The sequence below is a fragment of the Diaphorobacter sp. LR2014-1 genome (assembly GCF_002916785.1).
In the GTDB taxonomy this organism is placed as follows: Bacteria; Pseudomonadota; Gammaproteobacteria; order Burkholderiales; family Burkholderiaceae_C; genus Diaphorobacter; species Diaphorobacter nitroreducens.
The window spans coordinates 25,401-37,890 of the sequence record NZ_MTBE01000002.1 but is presented as its reverse complement, the minus strand read 5'-3'; the positions used below and the strand labels follow the sequence as shown (position 1 = coordinate 37,890).

General features: G+C 68.5%; 9 protein-coding genes. 8 read left to right on the top strand and 1 reads right to left on the bottom strand.

Features of this window, described 5'->3' with window-relative positions; genetic code table 11:
• From BV908_RS02070 to BV908_RS02045, 6 genes are all read left to right on the top strand, one after another.
• Entirely contained in the window at window positions 1-1,797 is a 1,797-nt protein-coding gene (locus tag BV908_RS02070) for a GspE/PulE family protein (RefSeq protein WP_047349871.1), read from the top strand.
• A gap of 301 nt (window positions 1,798-2,098) precedes the next feature.
• Window positions 2,099-2,587, top strand: coding sequence for a tripartite tricarboxylate transporter TctB family protein (locus BV908_RS02065; protein WP_103737072.1), 489 nt, complete (start codon window positions 2,099-2,101; stop codon window positions 2,585-2,587).
• A gap of 16 nt (window positions 2,588-2,603) precedes the next feature.
• A complete protein-coding gene (locus BV908_RS02060; protein WP_103737071.1) occupies window positions 2,604-4,115 on the top strand; it encodes a tripartite tricarboxylate transporter permease in 1,512 nt (503 codons plus the stop codon).
• Window positions 4,116-4,793: 678 nt separating this feature from the next.
• Window positions 4,794-5,624, top strand: coding sequence for an SDR family oxidoreductase (locus BV908_RS02055; protein ID WP_103737202.1), 831 nt, complete (start codon window positions 4,794-4,796; stop codon window positions 5,622-5,624).
• Window positions 5,625-5,751: 127 nt separating this feature from the next.
• Entirely contained in the window at window positions 5,752-6,834 is a 1,083-nt protein-coding gene (locus BV908_RS02050; protein WP_103737070.1) for a TRAP transporter substrate-binding protein, read from the top strand.
• Window positions 6,831-9,515, top strand: a complete 2,685-nt coding sequence (locus tag BV908_RS02045; RefSeq protein WP_103737069.1) for an EAL domain-containing protein — start codon at window positions 6,831-6,833, stop codon at window positions 9,513-9,515. Before BV908_RS02050 ends, BV908_RS02045 begins: the two co-directional genes overlap by 4 nt.
• A gap of 23 nt (window positions 9,516-9,538) precedes the next feature.
• Here the strand turns inward: BV908_RS02045 and BV908_RS02040 are convergent, their stop codons facing one another.
• Window positions 9,539-10,441, bottom strand: a complete 903-nt coding sequence (locus BV908_RS02040) for a DMT family transporter (protein ID WP_041838882.1) — start codon at window positions 10,439-10,441, stop codon at window positions 9,539-9,541.
• A 132-nt stretch (window positions 10,442-10,573) separates the two neighbouring features.
• Here BV908_RS02040 and BV908_RS02035 point away from each other — a divergent pair, with 132 nt between their 5' ends.
• Both BV908_RS02035 and BV908_RS02030 read left to right on the top strand, forming a co-directional pair.
• On the top strand, window positions 10,574-11,560 hold the full coding sequence (locus tag BV908_RS02035) for a quinone oxidoreductase (RefSeq protein ID WP_103737068.1): 987 nt from the start codon (window positions 10,574-10,576) through the stop codon (window positions 11,558-11,560).
• Window positions 11,557-12,378, top strand: coding sequence for an NUDIX domain-containing protein (locus BV908_RS02030; protein ID WP_103737067.1), 822 nt, complete (start codon window positions 11,557-11,559; stop codon window positions 12,376-12,378). Before BV908_RS02035 ends, BV908_RS02030 begins: the two co-directional genes overlap by 4 nt.
• Window positions 12,379-12,490 lie beyond the last annotated feature (112 nt).

The window sequence follows — 12,490 nt, the reverse complement described above, 5'->3', positions numbered from 1 at the left end:
ATGACTGCCGAAGCATTGCCCGCATCCCCCCCCACGGCCGCCGGCGGGCCCACCGGCCCCTTGCAGTGGCGGCTCATCGTCGATTGGCTGCGTGCCGATGGCGTGATCACCGCCGAGCAGGCGCAGCGCACCATTGCACGCTGCTCGCAGGCCGAAAGCAGCCAGCACCCGCTGGTGCGGCTGGGCAACGTGGCCATGCTGCGCGCGAGCGACGGCAAGCCGCTGGACGTGGACATCCTCACCGAATACGTGGCCCAGCGCTGCGGCCTGGCGTTTCTGCGCATCGACCCGCTGAAGGTGGACGTGGGCCGTGTGGCCGACGCCATGAGTGCCAGCTACGCCGAGCGCCACAAGGTGCTGCCGGTGCAGGTGACCTCCAAGGAGGTGGTGGTGGCCACGGCCGAGCCCTTCCTGCATGACTGGGTGGCCGAGGTGGAGCGCCAGTCCCGGCGCACGGTGCGGCGCGTGCTGGCCAACCCCCAGCACATCACGCGCTACACGGCGGAGTTCTACGCGCTGGCCAAGTCGGTGCGCGAGGCGCAGAAGGCCGGCGGCGGCGCCGCGGGCAGCAGCTTCGAGCAGCTCGTGGAGTTGGGCAAGACCAACAAGCAACTGGACGCCAACGACCAGGGGGTGGTGCGCGTGGTGGACTGGCTGTGGCAGTACGCCTTCGACCAGCGCGCGAGCGACATCCACCTGGAGCCGCGCCGCGAGCAGGGCGTGATCCGCTTTCGCATCGACGGCGTGTTGCATGCCGTCTACCAGATGCCCATGGGCGTGCTCAATGCCATGGTGGCGCGCGTGAAGCTGCTGGGCCGCATGGACGTGGTGGAAAAGCGCCGCCCGCAGGACGGCCGCATCAAGACGCGCAACCCGCGTGGCGACGAGGTGGAAATGCGCCTGTCCACGCTACCCACCGCTTTCGGCGAGAAGATGGTGATGCGCATCTTCGACCCCGACAACGCCGTGAAGGACCTGGACGCGCTGGGTTTCACCGCGCACGATGCGCAGCGCTGGGAGCAGCTCGTCAAGCGCCCGCACGGCATCATCCTGGTGACCGGACCCACGGGCTCGGGCAAGACCACCACGCTGTACTCCACCCTGAAGCGCGTGGCCACCGAGGAGGTGAACGTGAGCACGGTGGAGGACCCGATCGAGATGATCGAACCCAGCTTCAACCAGACGCAGGTGCAGCCGCAGCTGGACTTCACCTTCGCCGAAGGGCTGCGTGCCCTCATGCGCCAGGACCCGGACGTGATCATGGTGGGCGAGATCCGTGACCTGGCCACCGCGGACATGGCCGTGCAGGCCGCGCTCACCGGTCACCTGGTGTTCTCCACCCTGCACACCAACGACGCGCCCAGCGCCGTCACGCGACTCATGGAGCTGGGCGTGCCGCCGTACCTCATCAACGCCACGCTGCTGGGGGTACTGGCGCAGCGCCTGGTGCGCACGCTGTGCCGGCACTGCCGGCAGGTGGACGAGGCAGCCGACCCCGAGGCGCTGGCCGACATGATCCGCCCCTGGAAGATCAACGGGGGCTATCGCGCCTATAGGCCCGTGGGGTGCGTGGAGTGCCGTATGACGGGATTTCGCGGCCGCATGGGGCTTTATGAACTGCTCACCGTGAGCGAGGCGCTCAAGACCCAGGTGAACCAATCGCCCTCCATCGACGCGCTGCGCCGCCAGGCCGTGCAGGACGGCATGCGCCCGCTGCGCCTGGCGGGCGCGCTGCGCGCGGCCGAAGGCGTGACCACGTTCGAGGAAGTCATCGCCGCCACCCCGCCGCTGGAGTAGCGCCTCGATCTCTGCCATCGCGGCGCAGCAGATGCGTCGTTCCGCCGCATTCATCAGGCGCGCGTCCATCCTTCACAACGCGGTGGAAGGCGGTATGTCCGCGCTCCTGCGGCGCAGGCCCGGCCTGACCAGGGCCCTCGCGCCACCTTCGACGCCGCGCAGCGGTCGGTGCCGTGCTAAGGGCAGTTCCGGGGGTGTTGCCTCTAGGGAAAACTTGTATCTACCGGTAGGTGGAATCCACATCGAGAAACGCTGCCCGACACTCCACAATCGCCCGTCGCGTTCCTTTTGGGAGACATTCGTGAAAATCAAGAGTCAGAAAGATTTCTTTTCCGGCCTCATGTTCCTCGTCGTCGGCGGTGGTTTTGCCTGGGGCGCCACCACCTACAGCGTAGGAACCGGCGCCCGCATGGGCCCGGGCTACTTCCCCCTGCTGCTGGGCATTCTGCTGGGCATCATCGGCGCGGCCATCATGTTCAAGGCCGCCGTGGTTGAGACGGTGGACGGCGACAAGATCGGCAAGTGGGCGTGGAAGCAGATCTTCTTCATCATTTCCGCCAACCTGTTGTTCGGCGTGCTGCTGGCGGGCCTGCCCAGCTTCGGCGTGCCGGCCATGGGCCTGATCGTTGCCATCTACGGCCTGACTTTCGTGGCCAGCCTGGCGGGCAACCAGTTCCACTTCAAGGAAGTGTTCATCCTGGCCACCATCCTGGCCGTGGGCAGCTACGTGGCATTCATCTGGGGGCTGGCTCTGCAGTTCCCCGTCTGGCCTAGCTTCATCGTGGGTTGATTCGGAGATCTAGACCATGGAATTGTTTGAACACCTCTCGATGGGTTTTGGCGTCGCGTTTACGTTCCAGAACCTGATCTATTGCTTTATCGGCTGTCTGCTGGGCACGCTGATCGGCGTGCTGCCCGGCGTGGGCCCCGTGGCCACCATCGCCATGCTGCTGCCCGCCACCTATGCGCTGCCGCCCGTGGCCGCGCTGATCATGCTCGCTGGCATCTATTACGGCGCGCAGTACGGCGGCTCCACCACCGCCATCCTGGTGAACCTGCCGGGCGAGTCGTCCTCCGTGGTGACCGTGATCGACGGCTACCAGATGGCGCGCGCGGGCCGTGCAGGCCCGGCACTGGCGGCTGCCGGCATTGGCTCGTTCTTCGCGGGCTGCGTGGGTACGTTGATCCTGGCGGCCTTTGCGCCCCCGCTGACGGAAGTGGCCTTCAAGTTCGGCCCCGCCGAGTACTTCTCGCTGATGGTGCTGGGCCTGATCGGTGCCGTGGTGCTGGCTTCGGGCTCGCTGCTCAAGGCCGTCGCCATGATCGTGCTGGGCCTGTTGATGGGCCTGGTGGGCACGGACGTGAACTCCGGCGTGGCCCGCTACAGCTTTGACATCCCCGAGCTGACCGACGGCATCAGTTTCACCGTGATCGCCATGGGCGTGTTCGGCTACGGCGAAATCATCGCCAACCTGTCCAAGCCCGACGACGAGCGCGAAGTGTTTGCCGCCAAGGTGCACGGCCTGTTCCCCACGGCACAGGACTTCAAGCGCATGCTCCCCGCCATGCTGCGCGGCACGGCCCTGGGGTCGTCCCTGGGCATCCTGCCCGGCGGCGGCGCGCTGCTGTCGGCCTTCGCGGCCTACACGATCGAGAAGAAGACCAAGCTCCATCCCGGTGAGGTTCCGTTCGGCAAGGGCAACATCCGCGGCGTGGCGGCTCCCGAGTCGGCCAACAACGCGGGTTCGCAGACCTCTTTCATCCCGCTGCTGACGCTGGGCATTCCGCCCAACGCCGTGATGGCGCTGATGGTGGGTGCCATGACCATCCACAACATCCAGCCCGGCCCGCAGGTGATGACCAGCAACCCCGAGCTGTTCTGGGGCCTGATCGCCTCGATGTGGATCGGCAACGCCATGCTGGTGATCCTGAACCTGCCGCTGATCGGCATGTGGATCAAGCTGCTCTCCGTGCCTTATCGCTGGCTGTTCCCGTCCATCGTGCTGTTCTGCGCGGTGGGGGTGTACTCCACCAACAACAACACGTTCGACGTGTGGATGGTGGGCGGATTCGGTGTCATCGGCTACCTGTTCTACAAGCTGGGGGTGGAACCCGCTCCCTTGCTGCTGGGCTTCATCCTGGGCCCGATGATGGAAGAAAACCTGCGCCGTGCGCTGCTGCTGTCGCGTGGCGACTGGAGCGTGTTCGTCTCGCGCCCCATCTCTGCCGGCCTGCTGGCGGCCGCGGCCCTGCTGCTGGTCATCGTGCTGCTGCCCGCGGTGAGCAAGAAGCGCGAGGAAGCGTTCGTCGAGGACTGACGCAGATGGCCGCCCTGGCATGTGCCAGGGCACCCCCTGCAAGGCGCCCCTTTCCGGGGCGCTTTTTTTATGCGTGGCGGCGACGGGGTAATGGCGCAGATGCTCCTGAAAGGGGCGCTGGTGGCGCTTGGACGACAAGCGTTGAAAGGGTGAGGGATGCTTTGGTGGGAGGCGCGTTCCGGCCTGCCTCCAACGTAGCTGCCGGCTACGCAGCCGCGTGTCGCGCCGACAACCGCCGCGCGGTGCCGGCCCGCTGCGATGCCGCGGTCGCCGGTCTTCCTGGCGGGCGGTGCGGTGTATCTCGTCTACAGTGGCGGGCTGGTGCGGCGACGCATCGGGTGAAAACGCAGAAGGAGCAGGTACTGGACGCCAGCGCCGGCTGCCTGGGCGGCACCCGACGGCGCTGCAGCCGCTGCTCAGGCGCACCGCAGAGAATCGCCTTCCAGCACACGGGCCCTGGCATGGCGGCACACAGGAGCATGATCGGTGCAACACCCGTCATGGCCGCGCGCGTCTGACGGTTCGGTTGATGGTCATTCCCTGGGACGGAGGACGGGTTTTCGTGCCCCGCGCGGTGTTCGACGCGGGCGGTGGTCCTGATGCGGGTGTGGGCAGGGTCCACTATGATCGTTTCAAATTGTTTTACAGGAACCGCCTCCGGCGGCGATGGAGCACGGTATGGATCTGGGTATCGCGGGTAAATGGGCGCTGGTCTGCGGGGCCAGCAAGGGGTTGGGCCGCGGCTGCGCCGAAGCGCTGGTGCGCGAGGGCGTGAACGTGGTGATCAACGCCCGCAATGCCGGCGAATTGCAGCGCACCGCTTCTGATTTGATAGCTATTGGCGCAGATGCATCGGGCGTTGGAGGCCAAAATGGCAGCCAACCCACGGTGCTGGCTGCGGCGGCCGACATCACCACCCCAGAGGGGCGCGCAGCCGTTTTTTCCATAGCCGGCGGGCCAGGCCGGGACTTCGACATCGTGGTCACCAACGCCGGCGGCCCCCCGCCCGGCGATTTCCGCGAGTGGGACCGCGATGCCTGGATGCGCGCGGTGGATGCCAACATGCTCACGCCCATCGAACTGATCCGCGCCACGGTGGACGGCATGGCGCAGCGGGGCTTTGGCCGCATCGTCAACATCACCTCCAGCGCAGTGAAGGCCCCCATCGACATCCTGGGCCTGTCCAATGGCGCGCGCAGCGGCTTGACCGGCTTTGTGGCCGGCGCGGCGCGCAGCACCATTGCCGCGCAGGGCGTCACCATCAACAACCTGCTGCCGGGCAAGTTCGATACCGACCGGCTCGCGGGCACCCTCCAGGCCGCGGCCGGCAAGACCGGCAAGAGCCTCGATGAAGTGCGCCGCGCCCAGCAAGGCGCCATCCCGGCGCGCCGTTTTGGTACGCCGCAGGAGTTCGGCGCCATCTGCGCCTTCCTGTGCAGCGTGCACGCGGGCTATATGACGGGGCAGAACGTATTGGCCGACGGCGGTGCCTATCCCGGCACCTTCTGAGGAACGCGCCAGACCACAACGGGCGAGAACGCTCCGACCGACCGCCATGCCCCGCGCCGCGATGGGGGCGGGCGGCTGCAGGGCTCAGGTGCCGAAAGGGTGTTGCATGCAACTGCTGGGACGACGGATGCGCTGCCCCGCACTGCGCGGGCGGCTGGCCTTGTGGGGCGCGGCGCTGCTGTGCGCGGCCGCGCACGCCGGCGCGCCGGACACGCCCGCGGCCGATGCCGCGCCGTTGCGCCTGCGCGTGGTGGGAGGGCTGGCCGGCGTCACGCAGTACACGCAACTGGAGGCGCCCTTCTGGACGCGCGATTTGCCGCGCCTGAGCGAGGGCCGCTACCGCGCCGATATCGTGCCCTTCGACCGTGCCGGTGTTCCGGGCATGGAGATGCTGCGCCTCTTGCAACTGGGCGTGGTGCCCTTCGGCACGGTGCTCATGAGCTCCCTGTCGGCACAGTACCCCCAGTACACCGCCGTGGACCTGCCGGGGCTGAATCCGGACCTGGCGACGCTGCGCGCTTCGCTCGCGGCCTTCCGTCCGTACCTGGAGAAAGCCCTGCGCGAGGAGCATGGCGTGGAGCTGCTGGCGGTTTACGTTTACCCGGCGCAGGTGCTGTTCTGCAAGGACCCGCTGCTGGGCCTGGATGACCTGCGCGGGCGGCATGTGCGGGTGTCCTCGGCCGCGCAGGGCGATTTTTTTGCGGCGCTGGGCGCCAAGCCCCAGCGCGTGCCCTTCGCGCAAGTGGTCAAGAGCATGGAGACGGGCGCCAGCGAATGCGCCGTCACCGCCAGCATGTCGGGCAACATCCTCGGTCTGCACGCACATGCGGCCTATCTCTACCCCATGCCCATCAGCTGGGGCATGGCGGTGTTTGCGGCCAATCGCGCGGCCTGGCAGGCGCTGCCCGCCGATCTGCGCCAGCTGCTGCAGGCCGAGCTGCCCAAGCTGGAGACGGCCGTGTGGCTCAGTGCCCTGGGCGAGACCGAGCAGGGCCTGGCCTGCAATGTCGGGAGCCCTAGCTGCACCACTGGGCGCCAGGGCGCCATGGCGCTGGTGCCGGTGCGCGCGCAGGACGAGGCGCGGCGCGAGACCATCTTCAACACCGTGGTGCTGCCGCGCTGGGTCCGGCGCTGCGGAGCCCGCTGCCGCGATATCTGGGATCGCACCATCGGTCCTGCGCGCCGCATGAGTGCGCCGGTGCAGCCATGAAGCCCATGCCCGGCAGGCGCCTGCACCTGATCACCTGGGGGGTGGTGGCTGCGCTGCTCGCGGGGCTGGCGGTGGCGGTGGCCGTGCTGCTGTGGCATACGCGCGCGGACGCGCTGGACGTTGCCGAGGCGCGCGTCACCCGTTTCGCCGCGGGGGCGGAGGCGGGCATGAACCGCACGCTGCTCTCTTTCGACGTGCTGTTGGCGCATACGGAAGAGCTGCTGGACCTGCGCGCACGCGACCGTGCAGGCCTTGACGTGGCGGGGGCCGACACGCTGCTGCGCGGCGTGGCGCGGCAGAACCTCCTGCTGCGCTACGTGGCGCTGCTCGATGCGCGGGGCGCCGTGCTGGCATCTTCGGCGTCCACCGGCGAACTGGGCGGCGTGGAGCTGCCCGAAGGCTTCCTGGCGGCCGCCCTCGCGCCTGCGGTGGCCACGCTGTCCGTCAGCCAACCCGTGGTGAGTCCTACCAGTTCCGAGCGGGTGCTGTACATGGCGCGCCAGTTGCGCATGGGCGACGGCACGCCGCTGCTGGTCGTCGCGCAGGTGCCGACGGAAGCACTGGTGGCGGTGCTGATGCAGGGGCTGGAGGTTCCCGACATGGAAGTGACGCTGGAGCGCACGCAAGGCGTGCTGCTGCTGGGCGTGGAGGCGCCACAGGGGACCGTGGAGCGCCAGGAGCGCGCAGCGCCGGCCCTGCAGGAAGGCGGCGCGGACGATGGCGTGCACGCATGGCAGGCCAGCGCACGGCTGTCGGGCAAGCCGGCCATGGTGGTGGCGCGTCCGCTCATCTACCCCGATCTGTGGGCCACCGTCAGCCTGCCGCGCGACGCGGCGCTGGCGGGCTGGCGGCAGGAGGCGCTGACGGTGCTGTTCGGCGCGCTGCTGTTTGCGGCCACGGTGGTGGCCGCGGGAAGCGTGGTCGCCCTGTACCTGCGGCGCATGCACAGTGCGCGGCGGGTGGTGGCGCGCTCCAAGGCCACGCTGGACCAGGCGCTCGAAGCCATGGTGAGCGGCTTCGTGTTGCTGGACGCACAGCGCTGCGTGGTGCAGTGGAACCTGCGCTTCGAGGAGATGTTCCCCTGGCTCGTCAGCACCATCGGGGAGGGCGTGCCGTTTCGCCGCGTACTGGAGACGACTGTGCACTACCACCTGCCCGGCGCCAGCGCGGAGGAAAAGCGCGCGTGGGTGGAGGAGCGCCTGCAGCAGCAGTGCACGCCGCGAGGCGGGGTGGAGCAGCTTTTGCCCAATGGCCATTACGTGCAGATCACCGAGCGCGCCACGGCCGATGGCGGCGTGGTCATCATCTACCACGACGTGACCGATCTGCGGCTGGCCACGGCCGAAGTGGAACACCTGGCGTTCTACGACCAGCTCACCGGCCTGCCCAACCGGCGCCTGCTGCTGGATCAGCTGGGCGACGCCAGCGCATCGGCGGTGCGTACGGGCACGCATGGCGCGGTGCTGTTCATCGACCTGGACCATTTCAAGACCCTTAACGACACCCTGGGCCACGAGATCGGGGACTACCTGTTGCAGCAGGTCGCCCGCCGCCTGGAAAGCGGCGTGCGCGTGGGCGACATCGTGGCGCGCCTGGGCGGGGACGAATTCGTGGTGCTGCTGGCCGGCCTGGCGACCGAGGCGGAACGCGCCCGCGAGCAGGTGCGCGCTGTGGCCGAGAAGGTCGTGCAACTGCTGGCGCAGCCCTATCCGATCGCGGGACAGAGCTACCACGGCAGCTGCAGCGTGGGCGCCGCGCTGTTCGGCAGCGTGCTGCAGACCGCGGCCGAAGTACTCAAGCAGGCGGACATCGCCATGTACCAGGTCAAGGCGCAGCGCGGCAACGCGGTGTGCTTCTTCGACCCTCGCATGCAGGTGGCGCTGAGCGCGCGTGCGCGGCTGGAGTCGGACCTGCAGGCTGCGCTGCGCGAAGGGCAGTTCCTGCTGCACCTGCAGCCCCAGTTCACGCGCGACGGCGCCGTGGTGGGGGTCGAGGCGCTGCTGCGCTGGCAGCACCCGGAGCGCGGCCTGGTGCTGCCTGCGGAGTTCATCAGCGTGGCGGAGGACAGCGAGCTCATCGTGCTCCTGGGCCGCTGGGTGCTGGCCAGCGCCTGCGAGCTGCTGGCGCGCTGGCAGGCATCGCCGCGGCTGCGCGACCTGTCGCTGAGCGTGAATGTGAGCGCGCGCCAGTTCCGCAGCCCCGACTTCGTGGAGCAGCTGGCGCAGCTCCTGCAGCACAGCGGCGCACCGGCCCACCGGCTGGAGCTGGAGCTCACCGAATCCCTGGTGCTGGAGGACGTGGAGGACTCCATCGCCAAGATGCACCAGTTGCGCACCAAGGGCGTGCGCTTCGCCGTGGACGACTTCGGCACGGGCTACTCTTCACTGGCCTACCTCACGCGGCTGCCATTGCATCGGCTGAAGATCGACCGCACTTTCGTGCACCACCTGGGCGAGAGTCGCAGCGACGATGTGGTGGTGCAGACCATCCTGGGCATGGCGCGCAACCTGGAGCTGGAAGTGGTGGTCGAGGGGGTAGAGACAGAGGAGCAGCGCAGCTTTCTCGCGCTGCATGGCTGCGACGTGTACCAGGGCTACTTGCTGGCGCACCCCATGCCGGTGGAGGTGCTGCAGGCCCGCTTCGGCGACGCGCCGCAGGCGCAGCCCGCAGCAGCGCACTGACGCCTGTGCGCGGCCCTAGCCGATCAGGCCCTGCGCGACGACACCACGATGCCGCCGACGATCAGTGCGAACGCCAGGGCGTGGTACAGGTGCGGCGCTTCGCCGAGGAAGACCGTGGACAGCACTGCCGCGAACAGCGGTGTGAGGTTGATGAAGAATCCCCCCACCACCGGCCCCGCGCGTTGCGCCGCCACGCCCCAAAAGCGATAGGCCAGGATGGCCGGGCCCACGGCGATGAAGGCCAGGCCAGCAGCCAGCGGCCAGCCCCAGGTGATCTGCGTGGCGCCCAGTGACCATTCCACGCCCGCAAAGGCGCCCGACCAGCCCAGTCCGAAGATCATCTGCGCCATGAGGAAGGCCGCCCAGTCGCCGCGCAGTTCGCGCGGCTCGCTGGTGCGCACCAGCAGCCAGCTGTAGAACGACCAGGAGATGGTGGCCGCCACCATGTACAGGTCGCCCGGCACCAGGCGCAGTGCCAGCAACTGCTCCCAGCTGCCGCGGCTGAGCACCAGCACCACGCCGGCCACCGACAGCAGCACCCCCGCTATTTGCCTGCGCGAGGCCGGCACGCCGAAGCACAGCGCGCCGATGATGAGCATCCATACCGGCATGCCCGAGCCCACCAGCGTCACGTTCAGCGGCGTGGAGGTCTGCAGTGCCAGGTACTGCAGCGCGTTGTAGCTGCCGATGCCCAGCAGGCCCAGCAGCGCATAGCGGCGCCAGTGCGGCCACAGCGGGCTGCCGGGGCGCAGCACCTGCCAGGCCAGCGGCAGCAGCAACGCAAACGCCAGCAGCCAGCGCACGAAGTTCAGGGTGATGGGCGGGATCAGCGTGTTCAGCGCGCGGCCAACCACGGCATTGCCGGCCCATAGCAGCGGCGCGGCCACGAGCATCGCAATCGTGCCCGGTGAGAGTCGTTGGGTCATAGGGGCAGCAACTGTAAGCGAAAGACGTGACAGTCGGCGTCCTCCCGTGTGTGTCCCGCGCACGGCAAGGGCTGGCAAATCATGGCAGCATCTGCGGCGTTCGCTTGCAATCATTCCAGGAGACCCATTCCCATGACCCTCGCCGTTCAGATCCGCCAGCACGGTGGCCCCGAAGAACTCCAGATCGTTGACGTGCAGGTCGGCGAGCCCGGCCCGGGCGAGGTGCGCATCCGCCACCGCGCGGTGGGCCTGAACTTCATCGACGTGTACCACCGCACCGGCCTGTACCCCTTGAACATGCCGGCCAGCATCGGCATGGAGGGCGCGGGTGTGATCGAGGCGGTGGGCGAGGGCGTCACGCACCTGCGTGTTGGCGACCGCGCGGCCTACGCCAGCCAGCCGCCCGGCAGCTACTGCGAAGTGCGCGTGATGCCCGCCAAGTGCGTGTGCAAGCTGCCCGATGCGATCAGCTTCGAGACCGGTGCGGCCATGATGCTCAAGGGCCTGACCGCCCAGTACCTGCTGAAGAAAACCCGCCCCGTCGAAGGGCTGGAGCCCGGCGACTTCGTGCTGTTCCACGCGGCCGCGGGGGGCGTGGGCCTGATCGCCTGCCAGTGGGCCAAGGCCCTGGGCCTGCAGCTCATCGGCACCGCAGGATCGGACGCCAAGTGCCAGCTGGCGCTGGACAACGGCGCGGCCTACGCCATCAACTATGCCAAGGAAGACTTCGCCGCCCGGGTCAAGGAGATCACCGGCGGGCGCGGCGTGAAGGTGGTGTACGACTCCGTGGGCAAGGACACCTGGGACAAGTCGCTGGATTGCCTGCGTCCCTTCGGGTTGATGGCCAGCTTCGGCAACGCGTCGGGCCCCGTGGCGCCGTTCGCACCCGGTATGCTGGGCGCCAAGGGCTCGCTGTACGTCACGCGCCAGACGCTGTTCAGCCACATCACCACGCGCGAGGCCACGCAGGCCATGGCGGACGACCTGTTCGCCGTGGTGGCCAGCGGCCAGGTGAAGATCCACATTGCCCAGCGCTATGCGCTGCGCGACGTGCAGCAGGCGCACCGCGACCTGGAGGCGCGCAAGACCACGGGCTCCACCATCCTCACGCTGGAATGACGGCGCCCAGCCAGCCGGCGCCCGCCTGGGTGGCCGCCGCACGCCGACAGGCGCAGTGCCCGCCAGTGGCACCGCGCGTGCCGCTGCTGTTGGGGCGCGAGTGCGTGGGGTCGGTGGATGCCGCGGTTTTTGATCAGATTGGCATTCAGAGATTGCTGGACAAGCGCTGGCAGCTATCACAAGTAGAGCATCAAGGGCAACCCGCCTGGGCCCTGCCGGCGCAGGAGGCCACGGCGGCGCTGAATGCGCTGGCCCATGCGCTGCGCACGGCGGGCCGCTGCGGCCCCTGGCGCGACGAGCAACTGGCCGTGTGCACGCCCAATGGCCGGCGCCTGGCGACCGTGGAGCGCGGGGCCGTGCGCGTGCTGGGTTTGGCCACGCAGGCCGTGCACCTGGTGGGCTGCACGGCGGGGGGCGCCCTGTGGGTGCAGCAGCGCTCCTTCACCAAGCCCAACAACCCCGGCCAGTGGGACACGCTGATGGGCGGCATGGTGTCCGCGGCCGACAGCCTGCATGAAGCCCTGGCGCGCGAGACATGGGAGGAGGCCGGGCTGCGCCTGGAGCAACTGCAGGCCCTGGCAGCCGGCGGCCATGTGCAGTTTGCGCAGCCCAGCAGCGAGGCGGGTGGCACCGGCTACATGGTGGAGCGCATCGACTGGTTCCACGCCACCGTGCCCGAGGGCGTGGTGCCGGTGAACCAGGATGGCGAAGTGGCGCACTTCGAATGCCTGACCCATGGCGAGGTGCACGACCGCCTGGCTCAAGGGGCGTTCACGCCGGAGGCGGCGCTGGTGCTGGCCGGTTTCTATGGGTGGTGATTTGCTATTAAAACAATAGCTGTTACCGCATAATGGACAAGCGTTAGACAGCGATTTCATTCGTTAGTGAAGCGCCGCCGCGGCGGTTGCCTGTGCAGCGGACTGGAGAACA